The sequence below is a fragment of the Thalassobacter sp. HA4-2 genome (genome assembly GCF_055693705.1).
This window is the reverse complement of the sequence record NZ_JBVFUK010000001.1, coordinates 313,710-333,381: the sequence shown is the minus strand read 5'-3', so window position 1 is coordinate 333,381 and position 19,672 is coordinate 313,710. Positions and strand designations below refer to the sequence as shown.

Below are 19,672 nucleotides of genomic sequence, written 5' to 3'. Positions count from 1 at the left end.
GATGTTTTGGGGTCTGGGGGCGCTGCCCCCTCGGCGCGGCGCGCCTCACCCCCGAGGGTATTTGTGGAACAATGAGGGATGGCGGGGTGCTACAGGACCCGGGCGGCCATGGCCCGGTCGCCTTCGTTTTCCAGTAAGTCGAGGGCGGCTTGCGGGTCGACCCAGTGGATGGTGTGGTGCGCCTCGGTCGGAGGGCCTTTGCGCAGGGCGGGAAGGGCCACGAAAATGTGGCAGACCTTTTCGGCGTGGATGCCATATTCGGGCATGAAGACGAACCGGCGGAAGGTGCCGATGTGGCGTGGCGTGGCGATGGTGTAGCCGGTTTCCTCCATCACCTCGCGGTGCAGGGCCTGAACCGGTGTTTCGCCCGGATCAATGCCGCCGCCGGGCAGCTGGAATTCGGGCCAGGGCTGCGCCTGATGGGTCAGCAGGACCTGTCCGCCCCGGGGCAGCACGGCATAGGCGCCGGGGCGCAGTGTGTAGCGGACCGATGGGTCGACGGCGGGGCCAAAGCGGGGGATCATGGGCAGGCCTTTCAAATGGGCGTTATGGCGCTTATATGGCGTCCTTAAGCCAACCTCTAGGTTAAGGAAAAGCCAATGACTTCCGGCACCAATCTGGGCACTCACATCGCCTGGGATGACACTGTTCTGCCCTTTCAGCTCGATAATGCGGATATTCGCGGTCGTGTGGCCCGTCTTGACGGCGTGTTGGAGGCTGTGCTGGCCCAGCACAGCTATCCGGCGATGGTAGAGGCCCTTGTGGCCGAGATGGCCCTGCTGACCGCCTTGATCGGGCAGACCATGGATCTGCGGTGGAAGTTGTCGTTGCAGGTGCGCGGGGACGGACCTGTGCGGTTGATTGCAACGGATTACTATGGCCCGACCAAGGATGGGGCCCCTGCGCGGATGCGGGCCTATGCGTCCTATGATGCGGATCGGCTGGACGCGGATGTTCCGTTGTTCTCAATGGTGGGCAAAGGGTACTTTGCGATCCTGATCGACCAGGGCAAGGACATGCAGCCCTATCAAGGCATCACGCCCTTGGCCGGTGGGTCCCTGTCCGCCTGTGCCGAGACCTATTTTGCCCAGTCCGAGCAGATCCCCACCCGGTTCGCCCTGACCTACGGGCGGTCCGACGAAGGCAACGGGGCCCATTGGCGCGCGGGCGGTGTGATGTTGCAGCACATGCCCAAGGCCAGCCCCTTTGCCAAGGGCGAAGAGGGGTCTGGCGAGGGCGGGTTGTTGGCGGCCAGCGACCTGCTGGATGACGATGGCACCGAGAACTGGACCCGCGCCAACGTCTTGCTGGACACGGTCGAAGAGATGGAGCTGATCGGCCCCCAAGTCGCCCCCACGGACCTGCTGGTGCGATTGTTCCACGAGGAAGCGCCGCGGGTCTATGACGCCCAGCCCATCACCTTTGGCTGCACCTGTTCGGAGGAGCGCGTGCGCACCTCTCTGTCGATCTATTCGGCCAAGGACATCGGGCATATGACCACGCCGGAGGGCACGGTGACCGCCGATTGCCAATTCTGCGGGGCGCATTACAAGTTCCGCCCCGAAACCCTTGGGTTCGAGGCAGAATGATCACCGAGGCCCGCCTGCGCGCTGCCGTGGGGGCGGGCGCTGCCACGTCTGACTATGATCTGGTGCCAGGGGTGGTCCTGCCCGAGGGGCGACGCCTGCGCGATGCGGCGGTGTTGATCGCCGTGCAGGGGGATCGGGTGTTGCTGACGAAACGGTCCAGCAAGTTGAAACACCACCCCGGCCAGATCGCCTTTCCCGGCGGCAAGCAGGAGCCGGGCGAGGGCGCCGTGGACGCCGCCCTGCGCGAGGCGCGGGAAGAGGTCGGTTTGCCCGGCGCCCGCGTGCTGGGCACCCTGCCGCCCCACGAGACTGTGACGGGGTTTCAGGTGACGCCGGTTTTGGCCATAATCGACCCTTTCGATATCGTGCCCGAAGCCGGCGAAGTCCAAGAGGTGTTCACCGTGCCTCTGTCCCACGTCATGGACCCCGCGAACTACATCATCGAGCGGCGCATGTGGCGCGGCACATGGCGGCAGTTTTATACCGTGCCCTATGGCCCCTATTACATCTGGGGGGCGACCGCCCGGACGCTGCGCGCGCTGGCGGACCGGCTGTGAAGGTCACGGGCGACTGGCTGGCCGCACCCGGCACGCAAGCGGTGCTGGCGCGGCTGACAGGGGCGGGGCATCAGGCCTATGCCGTGGGGGGCTGTGTGCGCAATGCCTTGCTGGGGGCACCTGTGGCGGATATCGACATCGCGACTTCTGCCACGCCGGACCAGACGTTGGCGGCCTGCGACGGGTTGCGGTGCCTGCCCACGGGCATTGACCATGGCACGGTGACTGTGATCGCAGGGGGTGCGCCCCACGAGGTGACGACCTTTCGCCGGGATGTGACCACCGATGGCCGCCACGCGGTTGTGGCCTTTGGCACCGATCTGACCCAAGACGCCGCGCGGCGCGATTTCACCATGAATGCGCTCTATGCCGCTGCGGACGGGGCGGTGGTGGACCCCCTGGGCGGGCTGCCCGATCTGCGGGCGCGGCGGGTGCGGTTCATCGGGCGGGCCGAGGATCGGATCACCGAGGACTACCTGCGCATCCTGCGGTTCTTTCGGTTCACCGCGTGGTACGGGGCCGATATGGACGCCGAGGGGCTGGCGGCCTGTGCCGCGGGCCAAGAGGGCCTGGACCGGATCAGCGCCGAACGGATCGGCCACGAGATGCGCAAGTTGCTGGCCGCCCCGGACCCTGCGTCAGTCGTTGCCACCATGGCGCAGGCGGGGATTTTGGGACGGATCCTGCCGGGCGCGGGTGCCAAGGCCTTGCCCATCTTGGTGCATCTTGAAACGGAGTGTGGGTATTTGGAACCCAATGAAGGGGGGCGCTCGGCCTATGATCCCTGGGTGGTGCGTCTGGCCAGCCTTGGCGGAGATCTGAGCGGTCTGCGCCTGTCAAAGTCCGAAGCCAAGGCAATCGCACAGCTGCGCGAGAGTGCAGAGAACATGTCGGATGCCTTTACCCTTGGACATCATTTGGGAGCGTCCGTCGGCGCCCAGGCGTTGTTGCTGCGGTCGGCCTTGCTGGAGGTGCCGTTGGACACGGGCGGTCTGGCCGAAGGGGCGCGCGCGACCTTTCCCCTGAGGGCGCGCGATCTGGCCCCCCGCACCGGGCCGCAACTGGGTGCAGCGCTGGCCGCCGCGCGCGGGCGATGGGTAGCCACACGCGGGGCGGCAGACGCGCGCGCCCTGCTGAATTGGCTGGAGGGGCAGGGCCTATGACCATCGACCCCCTTTATGCGTTTGTCTTTGCCGGTCTGTTTTCGCCCGGCCCCAACGTGATCCTGATCACCACATCGGGGGCGCGCTTCGGGTTTCGGCCCACCCTGCCCCATGTGCTGGGCGTGGCCACGGGGGTGGGCATCACCGCCGGGCTGACGGCCCTTGGCATCGGGGCGCTGTTGTTGCAGGCCCCGGCCCTGAAGCTGGCGTTGCAGATCGGGGCGGCGGCGTGGATCCTGTGGATGGCCTACAAGTTGGCCGTTGCCAAGCCCACCAGCGGCGACAAGGGCCGGGACAAGCCGTTCACCTTTGTCGAAGCGGTGCTGTTCCAGTGGATCAACCCCAAGGTCTGGGCCGTGGCGTTGGCCGCCTCGGCGGGGTTCGCATCCGCCCTGCCCCCTTGGCCGAGGCCGCCCGGATCGGGTCGGCCTTTTCGGGCATCAACCTGTTTGTCTGCCTGTTCTGGTCCATCGCGGGCACGCTTCTGGCGTACCTTCTGACCACGCCCACGGCGTGGCGGGTGTTCAACCTGACCATGGCGGCGGCGCTGGCCGCCTCGGCGGCCATGGTTTTCGCAGGATAACCCGCTACATATCACGTCATGTTGGAACGCTTTGAAAAACTGGTCGACCCTTACGTCGACTACCCCGCCCAAGACACGCCGCCCCGGGGGCTGTGGCCATTTTTGTGGCAGATGAGCCAGCCGTTCAAACGGTTGTTCGCCTTTACCGCCCTGATGTCCATCGTGGTCGCGGTGATCGAGATCGGGTTGATCTGGTACATGGGCCGGGTCGTGGACCTGCTGTCAAACGGCACGCCCGAGGTGGTCTGGGCCGACCACGGCATGGAACTGATCGCGGCGGCCGTGTTCCTTGTGACCCTGCGGCCCCTGTTGCAGATGCTGGATGTGGCGCTGTTGAACAACGCGATCATTCCGAACTTTGGCACCCTGATCCGCTGGCGCGCGCACCGACAGGTGTTGCGGCAATCCGTGGGCTGGTTCGAGAATGACTTTGCAGGGCGCATCGCCAACCGGGTGATGCAGGCGCCCCCCGCCGCCGGTGACGCGGTGTTTCAGGTGTTTGACGCGCTGACGTTCTCGGTCGCCTATCTGGTGGGGGCGGCGATCCTGCTGGCCGGATCCGACCCGCGCCTGGCCCTGCCTCTGATCGTCTGGTTCGTGCTGTACGGCCTGTTGATCCGCTGGACCATGCGCCGGGTTGGGCCTGCGTCCAAGGCCAGCAGCGACGCGCGGTCCATGACCACGGGGCGTGTGGTCGACAGCTATACCAACATCCATTCGGTCAAACTGTTCGCCCAGCATAATCAAGAGGTGGACTATGCCCGCGACGCGATTGAACAGACCCGCCAGACCTTTGCCCGGGAAATGCGGATCTACACCAAGATGGACGTGGGCCTGACGACCCTGAACGGGTTCCTGATCGTGGGCGTTGTCGGCTGGGCCGTGGTCCTGTGGATGCAGGGCAGCGCGTCCGTGGGCGTGGTCGCCGCGGCCACGGCCCTGACCTTGCGCCTGAACGCCATGACCGGCTGGATCATGTGGGCGGTGTCCACGTTCTTTCGGTCCCTTGGCGTCGTGGCCGAGGGCCTAGAGACCATCGCAGACCCGGTCAAACTGGTGGACGCGCCGGGGGCCAAGCCGCTGGCCCTGACCCATGGCAAGGTCGAACTGCGCGGGCTGACCCACCATTACGGGCGCGCGGCCGGGGGCTGGACGACATCAACCTGACCATCCACCCGGGCGAAAAGATCGGCCTTGTGGGACGGTCGGGGGCGGGCAAATCCACCCTCGTCAAGCTGCTGCTGCGCTTCTACGACGCCGAGCGCGGCGTGATCGAGATCGACGGGCAGGACATCGCGGGCGTGACGCAGGATTCCCTGCGGTCCGTCATCGGCATGGTGCAACAAGACAGCAGCCTGCTGCACCGATCCGTCACCGACAACATCCGCTATGGCCGCGCCGATGCCACCATGGACGACGTGATCGCCGCCGCCAAACAGGCCGAGGCCCATGACTTCATCCTTGAACTGGAGGACCCCCAGGGCCGCCGCGGCTATGACGCCCATGTGGGCGAGCGGGGCGTGAAACTGTCCGGCGGGCAACGTCAGCGGGTGGCGCTGGCCCGCGTGATCCTGAAGGACGCGCCGATCCTTGTCCTGGACGAGGCCACCAGCGCGCTGGATTCCGAGGTCGAGGCCGCGATCCAGGATACGCTTTATGGTATGATGGAAGGCAAGACCGTCATCGCCATCGCCCACCGCCTGTCCACCATCGCGCAGATGGACCGCATCATCGTGCTGGATGGTGGTAAGATCATCGAAGACGGCACCCACGCTGACCTGTTGGCGGCGGGCGGTCTTTACGCAAACTTCTGGGGCCGCCAGTCCGGCGGGTTTCTGGGCGCGGAGGCGGCGGAATGATGTGGCACCGGTTCAAGACATGGCTGGGCAACCGGATCGAGCCGTTCCAGCCCGCAGACACCGCGCCGCCCCGCACCCTTTGGGCGTTCTTGAAATGGTGTCTGGCGGGGGCGTGGCCCGTGTTGATCGTGGCCTTTGCGGTGTCGGGCCTTGCGGGCGCGACCGAGGTGATCAGCGCCTACCTGCTGGGCGCGGTGATCGACACCGCCGTGGCCGCCGGGCCGCAGGATTTCATTGCGCAGAACTGGCCGATCCTTGCGCTGTTCGTGGTGTTCTTCATCGCCCTGCGCCCGCTGGTGTTCGGGGCGGCAGCGGCGTTCAATGGGTTGGTGGTGCCGCCCAACATCTATCCGCTGGTGCAATCGCGCCTGCACCGCTGGACGCTGGGCCATTCGACCACGTTCTTTGACAACGACTTTGCCGGGCGGATCGCCCAGAAACAGATGCAGACCGCCCGCGCCGTGACCGATGTGACCGCCGAGGTGATCAACGTCGTGGCCTTTGCCCTGGCCACGCTGGCGGGCACCATGGTGCTGCTGTTGACCATCGACTGGCGGGTGGGCGTGGTGCTGGGCCTGTGGCTGTGCCTGTATTTCGCGATGTTCAAATTCTTTATGCCCATGATCCGCAAACGGTCCCGGGCGCGGGCCTCGGCCCGGGCCATGGTCACGGGGCAGGTGGTGGACACGGTCACCAACATCAAGACCGTCAAGCTGTTCGGCCACACGGAACACGAGGATCGCACGGCCCTGGATGCCATGGCTCGCCTGCGCGACAAGGCGCTGGATTTCGGAGAATTGTCCGCCTTGTTCCGCTTCACCCTGATGGCCGTGGGCGGGCTGCTGCCCGTGCTGTTGATCGGGGCGAGCGTTCTGTTGTGGCAGGCGGGCCAAGCCACCGCCGGGGACATCGCCGCCGCCGGGGCCGTCAGCTTTCGCATTGCGCAGATGACCGGTTGGGTCAGCTTTACGCTGATGGCGCTGTACGCCAACGTGGGCGAGATCGAGGACGGGATGCAAACCCTGACCCCGCCCCACGACCTGATCGATGCGCCGGGCGCGCGCACCTTGGACGCGGTGGACGGCGCACTGGCCTTGCAGGACGTGACCTACACTTATGGCAAGGGCGAAGGCGGCGTGCAGGACATGACGCTGGCCATCGCCCCGGGGGAAAAGCTGGGGATCGTCGGGGCCTCGGGCGCGGGAAAATCCACGCTGGTGTCCCTGTTGCTGCGCCTTGCGGACCCCGAACAGGGGCGGGTGACCATCGACGGCCATGACCTGCGTGATGTGGCACAGGAAAGCCTGCGCCGCCAGATCGGCATGGTCACCCAGGAAACGGCGATGTTCAACCGGTCCGCGCGGGACAACATCATCTATGGCCGCCCTGACGCGACCGACGCCCAGATCGAGGCTGCCGCACGGGCGGCGGAGGCGCATGACTTCATCCTGACCCTGAAAGACCACGCGGGCCGCACGGGCTATGCGGCGCATCTAGGCGAGCGGGGCGTCAAGCTGTCGGGCGGGCAGCGCCAGCGGATCGCCTTGGCCCGCGCCATCCTGAAGGACGCGCCGGTGTTGGTGCTGGACGAGGCCACAAGCGCCCTGGACAGCGAGGTGGAGGCCGAAATCCAGACCGCCCTGGACCGCGTGATGGAGGGTAAGACCGTTCTGGCCATCGCCCACCGCCTGTCCACCATCGCGCGCATGGACCGCATCGTCGTGATGGACGCGGGCCGCGTGGTGGAGGATGGAACCCACGGGGAACTGCTGGCACGCGGCGGGCTCTATGCGCGCTATTGGGACCGGCAATCGGGCGGGTTCATCGGCATCGCAGAGGCGGCGGAATAGGCTGCACCGGACCCTGCGGGGCTGTGGGTATTTTTGACCCAATGAAGCAGGGGGTTTCGCGTAAGATGCCCGCGGGGTAGAGGCTTGCCATGACATATAAGATTGAACGATTGGGCCATAAGGGCGACGGCATCGCCCCCGGGCCCCTGTTTGCAGCCCGCACCCTGCCCGGCGAAGTGGTGGACGGCACGCCGAACGGCGACCGCCTGACCGATGTGCGTGTGCTGGAACCTGTGGCCGACCGGGTCAAGGCCCCCTGCGCCCATTACAATGCCTGCGGCGGATGCAGCCTGCAACACGCCAGCGACGGGTTTGTGGCGGGATGGAAACGCGGCGTGGTCGAGGCCGCCCTGCGCGCCCAAGGTATCGAGGCCGAGGTTCTGGCCCCCTTGGTGTCGGCCCCCGGCACCCGGCGCCGCGCGACCCTGACCGCCCGGCGCACGAAAAAGGGCGCGTTGGTCGGGTTTCACGCGCGGGCGTCCGACACGATCACACCTGTGCCCGGTTGCCTGATCCTGCACCCAAAACTGTTGGCCGTTGTCCCCACACTGGAGGCGATCACCCGCGTGGCCGCCAGCCGGTCCGGTGAGGTCCGCTATGCCCTGACCTTGGGTGACACGGGGGTGGATTGCGACGTGCAGGGGGGCAAGCCGCTGGACGGCCCCATGCGCGGGGCCATGGCCCCCTTTGGCGGGGCCTTTGCCCGCCTGACGTGGGAGGGCGAGCATCTGCTGGTCGCCCAGCCCCCGGGGCAGGACATGGGCGGCGCGCGCATCGTCCCGCCCCCCGGCGCGTTCCTGCAGGCCACCCCGGACGGCGAGGCCGCGCTGGTCGCCGCTGTGACCCAAGCGGTGGCGGGCTGCGCGCAGGTGGTGGACCTATTTGCGGGCTGCGGCACCTTCAGCTTTCCGGTGGCGCGGCGCGCGGCGGTCCACGCCGTGGAGGGCGACCGTGCCCTGTTGGACGCCCTGGACCAGGGCATCCGCCACAACCAGGGCCTGAAACCCATGACCGCCGAGGTGCGTGACCTGTTCCGCAACCCCCTGATCCAGGAGGATTTCGAGATCTTTGGCCGCCCCCGGTTCGACGGGGCCATCATTGACCCGCCCCGCGCGGGCGCCGAGGCTCAGACCCGCCAACTGGCCAAATCCGGCATCCCACGCATTGCCGCCGTCAGCTGCAACCCGGTGACCTTTGCCCGGGATGCGGCGATTTTGATAGCTGCGGGCTATGACATTGGTAGGGTACAGATTGTTGACCAATTCCGCTGGTCGCCGCATATCGAGATGGTGACCTCTTTTACGAAAGTTTGACCCATGCGCCAAAAGCTGGACCAATTTGTCGAAACCGCCGGCTTTCGCAATTTCATCATTGCGGTGATTGTCTTCAACGCAATCCTTTTGGGGCTAGAGACGTCTGACAGCATCATGGCATCGGCCGGGCCGCTGATCCGGACGCTGGACACCCTATGTTTGACGATCTTTGTGGTCGAAATCAGCATGAAGCTGGTGGCCAAGGGTACGCGGTTTTTCCGTGACGGCTGGAATTGGTTTGACCTGATCATCGTCGGCATCGCGCTGGCCCCCTCGGGTCAATCCCTGTCGGTCCTGCGTGCATTGCAGATCCTGCGGGTGCTGCGGCTGGTCAAGGTGATCCCCAGCCTGCGCCGGGTGGTCGAAGGGTTTCTGCGGGCGATTCCGGGCATGGTGTCGGTGTTCGGCCTGATGACCCTGATTTTCTACATCGGTGCGGTGATGGCCACCAAGCTGTTCGGTGGCGATTGCGCCACCTGCACCCCGGAACAGGCGGCGAATTTCCAAGACTGGTTCGGCACGCTGGGCCGGTCCGGCTATTCCCTGTTCCAGATCATGACGCTGGAATCGTGGTCCATGGGGATCGTGCGTCCGGTGATGGTGGTCTACCCCTATGCATGGGTTTTCTTTGTGCCGTTTATCCTGTTGACCACTTTCGCGGTGGTGAACCTTGTGGTTGGTCTGGTCGTGAATTCGATGCAGGAGGCCGCCGAGGAGGAGAACAAGGTCGAAGAGGACAAGTATCGTGACGAAGTCATGGCGCGCCTCAAGGCGATCGAGGCACGCCTAACCAACGCAAGCCCCAAGCCATAGCCGTCCCAATGGTGAACAGCGCCAGCATCGTGGCCACGGTGGTCACGTAGAACCCCATGCGTGCCTCCGGGGCCATGTCATTCAGGAACAGATAGGGCAGGCCCGAGGTGACGGAGCCTGTGGGCGTGGTGTTCAGGCGCTGCAACACCAGCTCTGCCCAAGCGATGTAGGCGACAGGCACAACGGATACGGCGGCAAGGCTGCGCAGGGGGCGGCGGAACACGCCCAACAGGAACAGCGCGTCGATGATTTGCAGGGCCGGGCCGACCGCGTGCAGGTAGTATTCCTGGTGCAAGTGATCGGGACCACCATCGGCGCCATAAAACAAGGCGGGGTCGGTGAAGTAGATCTTCCAGTACATCAGAACGACCGTGGCGTTCAGCACGGCGGTCATGCCGGCCCAAACCTCGTGCCGGGCGGTGCTGCGTCCGAACGACAGGCGCACCATGAACCACGCGGATACCAGGGACGCGCACAGGCCCCAGACCGTCAGGAACCGGAACTGCCAGCCGAAGGTGGACAGATCGGCCGTGGTGAACAGAAAGCCGAAGTAGAACAACGCAAGGGCAAGGGTGACGGCGCGGTATATGCGGACAGGGGTGCTATGTGTCATGGGCCCAGCCTACGGCGCGCGGCCCCCAAGTAAACCCGGACGCCACGTCCCTTGGATCTGGGCACGCCTGACAGACTTGAAGGATGGTTGCGGTAGGGCGGGACTTGTCCCGCCGCCCCCGGGGAAGAGGTGGGACAAGTCCCACCCTACGTGGCGTCCCCAAAGTAATCCTCATCAATGGACCGGATCAGATAAGTCTGGCGCACCCGCACGCCCACGTCGTGCTGGATCATCAGGCGCGCCAAACGATCGCCGTTGATCAGGATCACCCGCTGCTGGATACGCTCGACATAGTCCCGCGCCTCGCGCGAGTAGTCAGAGGTGGTGACGAAGACGCCCTTGTTGGCCCCCTCCCCCGTCAGGGACCCGATAAAGGCCTGTATTGCAGGGCGGCCCACCTTGTTGTCAGGGGCATGGCGTTTGGCCTGGATATAGACCGCATCCAAACCCAGCTTATCCTCGTTGATCACCCCGTCGATGCCCCCATCCCCCGACTTACCCAAGGCCCGCCCCATATCCGCATCGCCACCGCCGTAGCCCATGGCCAACAGCAGATCGACGATCAACTGTTCGAACCGCGCGGGCGAGAGGGTCAACACAGCCGTCAGGATTTCGTCCCGCAGGGCGGCGTCAAGCTGTGCGAAAGCCGCGGCCATGGCATCATCGGGGGTACTGTCTAAGAGTTCGGGCGCACTGAATGGGTTTGCATCACCGGTATCTTTGGCGGAAGAGGTGCGCCAAGCCTCAAAATCATCTGAAAGTTGGCCCAACACCGCGTTGGTGATGGGGCCCGAATGCTGCCGCAGCAAGGTCTCTCCCCGAGGGGTGATGACATGTGATCCACGTCGCGGACTTTCCAGCAGCCCCGCCTTTGCAAGGTAAGTGCGCGCCCAGTGGGCTCTATCAGCCAGGAACGTTTTGGCGCCCGAGGGCACCCGCTCCTCAACCTCGTCTTCGGTCAGATTGAAGCGCTGCGCCAAAACCGGCAGCACATCGCGCACCGTCCGTTCGCCCTTCGCGAATTCTTCCAACACCGGCCGCATCAAGGTCTGATAGTCGGGGATTGCCATGTCCTAGGCCTTCGCCTTCAGCACATCCACGCCCAGCACTTCCAGCACCTTGGTCTCGATGTCCTCGGCGTTCAGGCCAGCTTCGGCGTACATGTCCCGGGGGCCCGCCTGGTCGATGAACGTATCGGGCAGCACCATGGACCGGAAGCGCAGGCCGTGGTCGAACACGCCCTCGTCCGACAGCAGCTGGGCCACATGGGACCCAAAGCCGCCCACAGCCCCTTCCTCGACGGTGATCAGGGCGTCGTGTTCGGCGGCGAGCGTCAGGATCATCTCCCGGTCCAACGGCTTGGCAAAACGCGCATCGGCCACGGTGGGGGTGATGCCGCGTGCGATCAGGTTTTCGCGCGCCTCCATCACCTCGCGCAGACGGGCGCCAAAGCACAGGATGGCAACGCGGGACCCGGTCGCCACCATCCGGCCCTTGCCGATCTCCAGCGGCGTGCCGCGTTCGGGCATGTCGCAACCGACCCCCTCGCCGCGCGGAAAGCGAAAGGCAATCGGGCCATCGTCATGGGCAGCGGCGGTGGCCACCATATGGCACAGCTCCGCCTCGTCGGCTGCGGCCATGACAACCATGTTGGGCAGGTTGGCCATATAGGCGATGTCGAAGCTGCCCGCATGGGTTGCGCCATCGGCCCCCACCAGCCCCGCGCGGTCAATGGCAAAGCGGACGGGCAGGTTTTGCAGGGCCACGTCGTGGACCACCTGATCATAGCCGCGCTGCAGGAACGTGGAATAGATCGCGGCAAAGGGTTTCATCCCGCCCGCGGCCATCCCCGCACAGAACGTCACCCCGTGTTGTTCAGCGATACCTACGTCAAAACAGCGGGCGGGGAACTTTTCGGCGAACAGGTTCAGGCCGGTGCCATCTGGCATGGCGGCGGTGACGGCGACGATCTTGTCGTCATGGGCTGCCTCTTGCATCAGCGCCTGGGCGAAGACCTTGGTGTAGCTGGGCGCGTTGCTGGGGGCTTTCTTCTGCTCGCCAGTGGCAACATCGAACTTGGCGGTGGCATGGCCCCGGTCGGGGCGGTGTTCGGCGTAGCCCTTGCCCTTTTGCGTAATGGCGTGGATCAGGATCGGGCCATCCGCCCGGGCCTTTACGGTGCGCAACACGTCCAGCAGACTGTCCATGTCGTGGCCGTCGATGGGACCGACGTAGGAAAAGCCCAACTCCTCGAACAGGGTGCCGCCAACGGTCATGCCTTTCAGCATTTCCTTGGCCCGGCGCGCGCCTTCCTGCAGGGGCGGGGGCAGCAGGGACACCGCCCCCTTGGCGGCGGCCTTGAAGTCCTGGAACGGTGCGCCCGCATAAAGGCGCGAGAGATAAGACGACATGGCCCCCACGGGCGGGGCAATGGACATCTCGTTGTCGTTCAGGATCACGATCAGGCGTTTGCCCAGGTGGCCGCCGTGGTTCAGCGCCTCGTAGGCCATGCCGCCCGACAACGCCCCGTCCCCGATCACCGCGATAGCGTCCCCGTTGCCCGGCGCGCCCAATTCCCGGGCCATGGCGAACCCAAGGGCGGCGGAAATAGAGGTACTGGAATGGGCGGCCCCAAAGGGGTCATAGACGCTTTCAGTGCGTTTGGTGAAACCGGACAGCCCGTCTTTCTGGCGGATGGTCAGCATCCGGTCGCGGCGACCCGTCAAGATCTTGTGCGGGTAGCACTGGTGGCTGACGTCCCAAATCAGGCGGTCGCGGGGGGTGTCGAACACCGCGTGGATCGCCGTGGTCAGCTCCACCACCCCCAGACCCGCGCCAAAGTGCCCTCCGGTCTGGCTGACGGTCCAGATCGTCTCGCGGCGCAACTCGGTCGCAAGGCGGGTCAGTTCGGCGTCCGACAGGGCCTTGAGGTCTGCGGGACTGGCGATGCGGTCCAGCAGGGGGGTATGGGGGCGGCCCGATTGTGCGTCCGACATGGTGGCGGCTCCTTAGTGGTCACGGTCCACAATATAGGTGGCGATGTCGCGAAGGGTTGCGGCCTTTTGCCCGTAAGGCGCAAGCGCGCGGTGGGCGTGGGCGACCAGCCCCTCGGCCTCGGCCCGGGCCTGATCCAGGCCCAGCAGGCTGACGAAGGTGGCCTTGCCTGCCTGGGCATCCTTTTGCAGGGCCTTGCCGGCCTTGGCCGCGTCCCCTTCGACATCCAGAATGTCATCCGCGATTTGAAAGGCCAGCCCAATGGCTTGGGCGTATGTCACAGGCCCCTGTGGGTCGGCCCCGGCCAGGATCGCCGCCGCCTCGCAGGGCCAGACCATAAGGCGGCCCGTCTTGTTGGCCTGTAGATCCTTGATCTGGTCCAGCGTCAGAGGGGCTGGGGCGGTTTCGGCGGCAATGTCCTGGGCCTGTCCCAGTACCATGCCCGCAGCCCCCGACGCCCGGGCCAAGGACAGGCACAGGGCGGCACGCACGGCCCCGTCGGGGTGGGTGATGGGATCGGCCAGAATTTCAAACGCAAGGGTCAGCAGGGCATCACCCACCAGCACCGCCGTAGCCTCGTCCCATTGGACATGCACCGTCGGCAGGCCACGGCGCAGGGCGTCGTCATCCATGCAGGGCAGATCGTCATGGACCAGCGAATAGGCGTGCACACATTCCACCGCAGCGCCCACACGCAGGGCGGCCTCGGCGTCGGCCCCCAGAACACGCGCCCATTCCATGGCCAGAAACCCGCGCAGGCGTTTGCCACCCGCACTGGCGTAGGCCATGCCATCGCGGATCTGGCTGGGCGGCTGGGTCGCGATCAGGTCGTCCAGTGTGGATTGCAGCGCCGCTTGCCCGGCTGCGAGGTCTTCCTTGAACACGTTACTGGCCAGTGACCGGCGTTGTGCCCGTGGGCTGGCCGTTTGCGTTCAGAACCAGCTGTTCCACCTTTTCCTCGGCCTCGCGCAGCTTGGCCTCGCAATGGGCCTTGAGGGCCGCGCCCCGTTCATACAGCTTGATCGACTGATCCAGCGCGACCTCGCCCCGGTCCAACTGGGTCACAACGGATTCAAGCTCGGCCATGGCCTGTTCAAAGGACATCTCGGGTACGGGGGTGTCGGTCATTGGCCGCGCTCCATCAGGGTTTCAACGTGGGCGCGCGTGGCCGAGGCCAGCGCCTGCAGATCATAGCCGCCCTCTAGCGTGGACACCACCCGCCCGTTGCAATGGGTGTCGGCCACATCGCACAGGCGGTCCGTCATCCACGCGAAATCCGCGTCTGTCCAGTTCAGGTTCGCCAAGGGATCGGCGGTGTGGGCGTCAAACCCCGCTGAGATCAGAAGCAGTTCAGGTTTGTAGTCGTTCAGGCGCGGCAGGACCCCATCGGTAAAGGCCGCGCGGGCGTCGGCACTGCCGCCCCTGGGACGCAGGGGCAGGTTCAGGATATTGCCGTGGGCGCCCATTTCATCCATCGCACCTGTGCCGGGATAGAGCGGCGATTGGTGGGTCGAGATGAACAGGGTCCGCGCCTCGTTCCACAGCAGATCCTGCGTGCCGTTGCCGTGGTGCACGTCGAAATCGACCACGGCCACGCGGGACAGGCCATGGACCTCGGCGGCATGTTTGGCGGCGATGGCGATGTTGCCCAGCAGGCAAAAGCCCATGGGAGTGTCCCGTTCGCAGTGGTGCCCGGGCGGGCGCATGGCGACAAAGGCGTTGGCCACATCCCCGGCCATGACCGCATCCACGGCGGCGATGTTGGCCCCGGCGGCGCGCCACGCGGCCTCCAGGCTGCCGGGGCTCATCCATGTGTCGGCGTCGATCGCCACCTCGCCCGATGCAGGGGATAGGGCGCGCAGGCGGTCAAGGTGGGACTGCGGGTGACAGCGCAGCAGGGCGGCATCCTCGGCCATGGGAGCGGTGCGCGGGTCAAGGTCCAGCCCGTCCAGCGCATCGAGGATCGCACGCAGGCGCGCCACCTGTTCGGGGTGGCCGTCAGGGGTGACATGGGACAGGGCGGCGGGGTGGGTATAAAGCGCAGTGGTCATGCCCCCTGCATGGCCCACGGGGGGCGGCGGGACAAGTCCCGCCCTACGGTCGCGCTATTCAGGCGCCAGCATGTAGCCTGCCCCGCGCACGGTTTGCAGATAGCGCGGCTGTTTCGGGTCCACCTCGATCTTGCGACGCAGGCGGGTGATCTGCACATCGACGGCCCGTTCCTGACTTTGCACGCCGTCGCGGGACAGTTTCTCGACCAATTCCGTGCGGGTGACCGCCGCGTTCGGGGTTTCGGCGAAAATCCGCATCAGGGCGTTTTCCGTGGCCGTCAGGCGGACCAGCTCGCCGCCCTGCCACAACTCTCCGCGGTCGGTGTCGTAGCGCACGGCCCCAAGGTGCAGGACCTTGGGTGTCGCCGCCCCGCCCACCGACGGCACTCGGCGTAGCACGGCGGACATGCGCAGCAGCAGCTCCTTCGGCTCGAAGGGCTTGGACAGGTAGTCATCGGCCCCCGCCTCCAAGCCTGCGATCCGGTCCTCTGTCTCGCCCTTGGCGGTCAGCAGCATCACGGGGGCGGCACTGACGGTGCGAATGTACTTTGTCAGGGAAATGCCATCCTCGCCCGGCATCATCACGTCCAGCACGATCAGGTCGAAATCCAGTCCCGACAGGATGCGCCGGGCGTGAGCGGCGTCCCGCGCGGCCGTGGTCAAGAAGCCATTGCGCACAAGGTACTTTTGCAACAGCGTGCGGATGCGTTCGTCATCATCCACCAGCAGGACGTGGGCCTGATACGGGTCGCTCATCGCTCGCCCTCCGTCAGTTTGGCGTAGTGTTTGCGCATCTCGGGGTCCATCATGTGTTCCAGCACGGTGCGAAAGCCCGCCACAGCCCCCGGTCCGGCCTCGCGGAAGGCGGCGCGCATACGGGCGCGCTGCGCCTCGGACAGGGCGCGTTCGAGGGCGTTGCCCTTGTCGGTCAGATGCAGGTGGCGTTCACGCTTGTCGCGTTGCCCCACCTCGGCCACCACCAGCCCGTCGTCCTGCAGCGTCCGCAGCACCCGGTTCAACGACTGTTTGGTCACGCCCAAAATTCCCAACAGGTTGTTCACCGTGGTCCCCGGGGATCGATGGATGAAATGCACCGCCCGGTGATGGGCGCGGCCATAGCCATAGTCCGCGAGGATCTGATCCGGGTCATGGGTGAAACCGCGATAGGCAAAGAACATCGCCTCGATGCCCTTGCGCAACTGCTCGTCGGTCAAAAACAGCAGGCTTTCGCCGCCGGTCGGGCCGGGTTGGTTCATACCCTGCCTCCCTTTTCATCACTTCTGCCTGCAAACTACGTCAGCCTTGTTGACATTCCAAGCACCCATTGGTAGCGATTCACAGTTTTTGCGCAACTTTATATCCGATGCGGACCTATATTGCGCAACATTGCGAAACGGAGGACGGAAAATGGCAGGATATGACGACCGGGACGGTCAGATCTGGATGGACGGCAAACTGGTGGAATGGCGCAGCGCGAACGTGCACATCCTGACCCACGCCATGCACTACGCCTCCTCTGTGTTCGAGGGCGAGCGCTGCTACTCCGGCAAGATCTTCAAGTCACGCGAGCATTCCGAACGGCTGATCGCCTCTGGCAAGCTGATCGACTTCGACATCCCCTACACCGTGGATGAAATCGAGGCCGCGAAACAGGCCGCCCTTGACGCCAACGGGCTGACCGACGCCTACGTGCGCCCCGTGGCATGGCGCGGCGCGGGCGAGGATATGGGCGTCGCATCGGCCCGCAATCCGGTCCACCTGGCCGTGGCCGTATGGGAATGGGGCAACTACTACGGCGAGGCCAAGACCAAGGGCGCCAAACTCGACATCGCCAAATGGAAACGCCCCTCGCCCGAAACCGCCCCCAGCCAAGCCAAGGCGGCGGGCCTCTATATGATCGCGACCATGTCCAAACATGCCGCCGAGGCCAAAGGATGCTCCGACGCGATGATGTTCGACTACCGTGGCTACGTGGCCGAGGCGACGGGGGCCAACATCTTCTTCGTCAAGGACGGCGAGGTGCACACGCCCAAGGCCGACGCCTTCCTCAACGGCATCACCCGCCAGACGGTCATCGGGATGCTGCGCGACAAGGGTCTGACCGTGCACGAGCGCGTCATCATGCCCGAGGAACTGGAAGGCTTCCAACAATGCTGGCTGACCGGCACCGCCGCCGAAGTCACCCCCGTGGGCCAGATCGGCGACTACAACTTCGAAGTCGGCGCCCTGACCCAAGAGATCGCCAGCGATTATGAGAAATTGGTCCGGGCGTAAGCCAGTCACCATTCCCGGCGCGCACCGTGACGTGCGCCGGGCTCATGCGCGGACCAAAGTCGCCTTACACAAACGCTGTGGCCATGATAGGCGCACCACAAATCAGTTTGGAGTGAACTCATGTGTGGATTTGTGTGTCTTTGGAATATTGGTGATGAGGCCCTTGCGGATCGGATGATCCGCAAGATCGCTCATCGCGGTCCGGATGCAGTTCAGATATCACGGCTTCCCGGTTCTCCGGTGATCATGGCGCATTGCCGACTGTCGATCATCGGGCCAGAGGATGGCGCACAACCAATACACCAGACGAACGACCTTTTGGTGGCCAACGGCGAAATCTATAACCACGAAGATCTGCGCTCTATCTTGGGCGAAAGCGCCTTTGAAACGGCCAGCGACAGCGAATCAATCCTGCATCTGTTCCGATCTGGCGAAAGCCGCTGGATCAGTCGCCTTGACGGGATGTTTGCCTTTGTACTGGCCACGCGCAATCGGATCATTGCCGCGCGCGACCCACTTGGAATTAAGCCCCTTTACGTGGCGAAAATCGGTGAGGGTTTTGCCTTCGCCTCCGAGCTAAAGGCCTTCGACGGCATCCCCGTTGACAGCGTGGAAGCGATCCCACCAGGCTCGCTGTACGACAGTGTGGATGGCTGGCGCCAATGGTATCGCACGCCGCAAGGCGCAGCGGAGCCAGAGACGGATCTGGATGTCGGTCGCACCGCTCGCGAACTGCGGCTGGTGTTGGAGGAGGCCGTCGCAAAATGGATGGTCGCTGACGTGGAGGTCGGCTCGTTCCTGTCGGGCGGGCTGGACAGCTCGATCATCGCGGCGATTGCGCAGAAAATCCTTGCAGCGGAAGGCAAAGGTCCGCTCAAGACATTTTCGGTCGGTACCGAAGGCTCTCCCGATCTGGAGGCCGCGCGGAAGGTCGCTGACCACATCGGCTCGGACCACTACGAATACGCATTTACGGCAGAGGACCTTGTCAAGAATCTGCCTCATGTCATCTATCACTTGGAGAGTGCGGATATCGACCTCGTGCGCAGCGCGGTTCCCACGCTCTTTGCGGCGCGTCTGGCACGTGAACACGTCAAGGCTGTACTCACCGGCGAAGGTGCGGATGAGCTGTTCGCTGGATACACCTACCATCACGCCTATGTGGACACACCCCGCGCGCTGGCAGATGAGCTGACTCGAAGCCTTGGCACGATGCACAATATTAACCTGCAAAGGGTCGACCGTGTGACCATGGCCGAAAGCCTGGAGGCCCGCACGCCATTCCTGGACCGTGATCTGATCGACTTCTCGCAATCGATCCCCGCAACACTCAAGCTGATGCGCACCGATCCCGATGCGCTGGAATCCACCGGACCGACCACGGAAAAATGGATCCTACGTAAGGCTTGCGCTGATCTGCTGCCCGACGATCTGACATGGCGTAAAAAGGCGCAGTTTGACGAAGGCTCCGGTACGGTCAGCGCACTTGAAGGAGCCCTCGCCGCACTGACGGGCAAACCTGCGCCTGTCAGCCGCGAAGACGAGGCCGCCCTGTATGAGCGCATTCTACGCGACCAGTATCAGGACGCCGAAAGGATCATCGAGAATGCCGGGCACTGGGAAGGGGGACGCGTTGCAAACGGCTGAAGAGCCAGCGTAACGAAAGGCCCCTTCTGCGCGCTAAGCTTGTGACGGCATGGCCGGTGTGCACACCTACTTTGTCTTCATACGAACAAAAATAGGCAACACCCCCGCGCCGCGATCCGTCTGCACATGGGGTGTACGAGGGGTGCACGCCGGGTGGCACCCTCTTTTTGACCGAAATTGACCGTTCCAAAACGAAAGCCCCCGCCCAAGTTCTCTTGGTGCGGGGGCTGCTCGTTCCGGCGTTCTGCCTTATATCTGTTCAGAAGTTCCCGACGCGGACCACTGGGTGGGGGCAAGATAAGGACCGCGTCGGGGTGAGCATGTTGCTCGCTTCTGAGGAAAGGTATGAGGATGCTGCGTGTCAGA

General features: G+C 64.8%; 18 protein-coding genes and 1 pseudogene. 10 read left to right on the top strand and 9 right to left on the bottom strand.

The genetic code is table 11. From position 1 onward, the window contains the following. Positions 1-89: 89 nt before the first annotated feature. Positions 90-524 carry an NUDIX domain-containing protein gene (locus ACZ1G0_RS01595; RefSeq protein WP_472735342.1) on the bottom strand — a complete coding sequence of 145 codons (435 nt, stop codon included), beginning with the start codon at positions 522-524 and terminating at the stop codon, positions 90-92. A 75-nt stretch (positions 525-599) separates the two neighbouring features. Here ACZ1G0_RS01595 and hslO point away from each other — a divergent pair, with 75 nt between their 5' ends. The 8 genes and pseudogenes from hslO (at position 600) to ACZ1G0_RS01555 (ending at position 9,727) form a co-directional block, all read left to right on the top strand. After that, positions 600-1,589 carry an Hsp33 family molecular chaperone HslO gene (gene hslO / locus ACZ1G0_RS01590; protein ID WP_472735341.1) on the top strand — a complete coding sequence of 330 codons (990 nt, stop codon included), beginning with the start codon at positions 600-602 and terminating at the stop codon, positions 1,587-1,589. After that, a complete protein-coding gene (locus tag ACZ1G0_RS01585) occupies positions 1,586-2,146 on the top strand; it encodes an NUDIX hydrolase (RefSeq protein ID WP_472735340.1) in 561 nt (186 codons plus the stop codon). Before hslO ends, ACZ1G0_RS01585 begins: the two co-directional genes overlap by 4 nt. Next, entirely contained in the window at positions 2,143-3,309 is a 1,167-nt protein-coding gene (locus ACZ1G0_RS01580) for a CCA tRNA nucleotidyltransferase (RefSeq protein ID WP_472735339.1), read from the top strand. The genes ACZ1G0_RS01585 and ACZ1G0_RS01580 overlap by 4 nt, the downstream gene beginning before the upstream one ends. Beyond that, positions 3,306-3,809 carry a LysE family translocator gene (locus ACZ1G0_RS01575; RefSeq protein ID WP_472735338.1) on the top strand — a complete coding sequence of 168 codons (504 nt, stop codon included), beginning with the start codon at positions 3,306-3,308 and terminating at the stop codon, positions 3,807-3,809. The genes ACZ1G0_RS01580 and ACZ1G0_RS01575 overlap by 4 nt, the downstream gene beginning before the upstream one ends. Before the next feature lie 101 nt (positions 3,810-3,910). Next, positions 3,911-5,751, top strand: a pseudogene (locus ACZ1G0_RS01570) (ABC transporter ATP-binding protein). After that, positions 5,748-7,601, top strand: coding sequence for an ABC transporter ATP-binding protein (locus ACZ1G0_RS01565; protein WP_472735337.1), 1,854 nt, complete (start codon positions 5,748-5,750; stop codon positions 7,599-7,601). Before ACZ1G0_RS01570 ends, ACZ1G0_RS01565 begins: the two are co-directional and overlap by 4 nt. Before the next feature lie 89 nt (positions 7,602-7,690). Further along, positions 7,691-8,914 carry a class I SAM-dependent RNA methyltransferase gene (locus ACZ1G0_RS01560; protein ID WP_472735336.1) on the top strand — a complete coding sequence of 408 codons (1,224 nt, stop codon included), beginning with the start codon at positions 7,691-7,693 and terminating at the stop codon, positions 8,912-8,914. Between the two features lie 3 nt (positions 8,915-8,917). Further along, positions 8,918-9,727: an ion transporter gene (locus ACZ1G0_RS01555; protein WP_472735335.1), complete on the top strand. Its 810-nt coding sequence runs from the start codon at positions 8,918-8,920 to the stop codon at positions 9,725-9,727. On the opposite strand, the gene ACZ1G0_RS01550 is transcribed toward ACZ1G0_RS01555, so the two are convergent. From ACZ1G0_RS01550 to ACZ1G0_RS01515, 8 genes are all read right to left on the bottom strand, one after another. Beyond that, positions 9,681-10,340 carry an androgen-induced gene 1 family protein gene (locus ACZ1G0_RS01550; RefSeq protein ID WP_472735334.1) on the bottom strand — a complete coding sequence of 220 codons (660 nt, stop codon included), beginning with the start codon at positions 10,338-10,340 and terminating at the stop codon, positions 9,681-9,683. The two genes, ACZ1G0_RS01555 and ACZ1G0_RS01550, sit on opposite strands and share 47 nt — an antisense overlap. Positions 10,341-10,486: 146 nt before the next feature. Next, positions 10,487-11,410, bottom strand: coding sequence for a restriction endonuclease (locus ACZ1G0_RS01545; RefSeq protein WP_472735333.1), 924 nt, complete (start codon positions 11,408-11,410; stop codon positions 10,487-10,489). A 3-nt stretch (positions 11,411-11,413) separates the two neighbouring features. Continuing rightward, the gene (gene dxs, locus ACZ1G0_RS01540) at positions 11,414-13,336 is read right to left on the bottom strand and encodes a 1-deoxy-D-xylulose-5-phosphate synthase (RefSeq protein ID WP_472735332.1); all 1,923 of its coding nucleotides are present in this window, start codon (positions 13,334-13,336) and stop codon (positions 11,414-11,416) included. A gap of 12 nt (positions 13,337-13,348) precedes the next feature. Continuing rightward, positions 13,349-14,218, bottom strand: a complete 870-nt coding sequence (locus ACZ1G0_RS01535; RefSeq protein WP_472735331.1) for a polyprenyl synthetase family protein — start codon at positions 14,216-14,218, stop codon at positions 13,349-13,351. A 1-nt stretch (position 14,219) separates the two neighbouring features. Continuing rightward, the gene (locus tag ACZ1G0_RS01530) at positions 14,220-14,462 is read right to left on the bottom strand and encodes an exodeoxyribonuclease VII small subunit (RefSeq protein WP_472735330.1); all 243 of its coding nucleotides are present in this window, start codon (positions 14,460-14,462) and stop codon (positions 14,220-14,222) included. After that, complete coding sequence (locus ACZ1G0_RS01525; protein ID WP_472735329.1) at positions 14,459-15,385, bottom strand: histone deacetylase family protein; 927 nt, start codon at positions 15,383-15,385, stop codon at positions 14,459-14,461. Before ACZ1G0_RS01525 ends, ACZ1G0_RS01530 begins: the two co-directional genes overlap by 4 nt. A gap of 54 nt (positions 15,386-15,439) precedes the next feature. Further along, the gene (locus tag ACZ1G0_RS01520) at positions 15,440-16,141 is read right to left on the bottom strand and encodes a response regulator (protein ID WP_472735328.1); all 702 of its coding nucleotides are present in this window, start codon (positions 16,139-16,141) and stop codon (positions 15,440-15,442) included. Then, entirely contained in the window at positions 16,138-16,641 is a 504-nt protein-coding gene (locus ACZ1G0_RS01515; protein ID WP_472735327.1) for a MarR family winged helix-turn-helix transcriptional regulator, read from the bottom strand. Before ACZ1G0_RS01515 ends, ACZ1G0_RS01520 begins: the two co-directional genes overlap by 4 nt. A gap of 151 nt (positions 16,642-16,792) precedes the next feature. Here ACZ1G0_RS01515 and ACZ1G0_RS01510 point away from each other — a divergent pair, with 151 nt between their 5' ends. Together ACZ1G0_RS01510 and asnB are read left to right on the top strand one after the other, a co-directional pair. Beyond that, entirely contained in the window at positions 16,793-17,659 is an 867-nt protein-coding gene (locus tag ACZ1G0_RS01510; RefSeq protein WP_472735326.1) for a branched-chain amino acid aminotransferase, read from the top strand. 120 nt (positions 17,660-17,779) lie between these two features. Continuing rightward, a complete protein-coding gene (gene asnB, locus ACZ1G0_RS01505) occupies positions 17,780-19,306 on the top strand; it encodes an asparagine synthase (glutamine-hydrolyzing) (protein ID WP_472735325.1) in 1,527 nt (508 codons plus the stop codon). Positions 19,307-19,672: the final 366 nt, after the last annotated feature.

Bases quoted from the DNA above. Each gene is read 5' to 3' on its own strand.
- ACZ1G0_RS01595 (WP_472735342.1), bottom strand. From the start codon at position 524: ATGATCCCCCGCTTTGGCCCCGCCGTCGACCCATCGGTCCGCTACACA.
- hslO (WP_472735341.1), top strand. From the start codon at position 600: ATGACTTCCGGCACCAATCTGGGCACTCACATCGCCTGGGATGACACT.
- ACZ1G0_RS01585 (WP_472735340.1), top strand. From the start codon at position 1,586: ATGATCACCGAGGCCCGCCTGCGCGCTGCCGTGGGGGCGGGCGCTGCC.
- ACZ1G0_RS01575 (WP_472735338.1), top strand. From the start codon at position 3,306: ATGACCATCGACCCCCTTTATGCGTTTGTCTTTGCCGGTCTGTTTTCG.
- ACZ1G0_RS01565 (WP_472735337.1), top strand. From the start codon at position 5,748: ATGATGTGGCACCGGTTCAAGACATGGCTGGGCAACCGGATCGAGCCG.
- ACZ1G0_RS01560 (WP_472735336.1), top strand. From the start codon at position 7,691: ATGACATATAAGATTGAACGATTGGGCCATAAGGGCGACGGCATCGCC.
- ACZ1G0_RS01555 (WP_472735335.1), top strand. From the start codon at position 8,918: ATGCGCCAAAAGCTGGACCAATTTGTCGAAACCGCCGGCTTTCGCAAT.
- ACZ1G0_RS01550 (WP_472735334.1), bottom strand. From the start codon at position 10,340: ATGACACATAGCACCCCTGTCCGCATATACCGCGCCGTCACCCTTGCC.
- ACZ1G0_RS01545 (WP_472735333.1), bottom strand. From the start codon at position 11,410: ATGGCAATCCCCGACTATCAGACCTTGATGCGGCCGGTGTTGGAAGAA.
- dxs (WP_472735332.1), bottom strand. From the start codon at position 13,336: ATGTCGGACGCACAATCGGGCCGCCCCCATACCCCCCTGCTGGACCGC.
- ACZ1G0_RS01530 (WP_472735330.1), bottom strand. From the start codon at position 14,462: ATGACCGACACCCCCGTACCCGAGATGTCCTTTGAACAGGCCATGGCC.
- ACZ1G0_RS01525 (WP_472735329.1), bottom strand. From the start codon at position 15,385: ATGACCACTGCGCTTTATACCCACCCCGCCGCCCTGTCCCATGTCACC.
- ACZ1G0_RS01520 (WP_472735328.1), bottom strand. From the start codon at position 16,141: ATGAGCGACCCGTATCAGGCCCACGTCCTGCTGGTGGATGATGACGAA.
- ACZ1G0_RS01515 (WP_472735327.1), bottom strand. From the start codon at position 16,641: ATGAACCAACCCGGCCCGACCGGCGGCGAAAGCCTGCTGTTTTTGACC.
- ACZ1G0_RS01510 (WP_472735326.1), top strand. From the start codon at position 16,793: ATGGCAGGATATGACGACCGGGACGGTCAGATCTGGATGGACGGCAAA.
- asnB (WP_472735325.1), top strand. From the start codon at position 17,780: ATGTGTGGATTTGTGTGTCTTTGGAATATTGGTGATGAGGCCCTTGCG.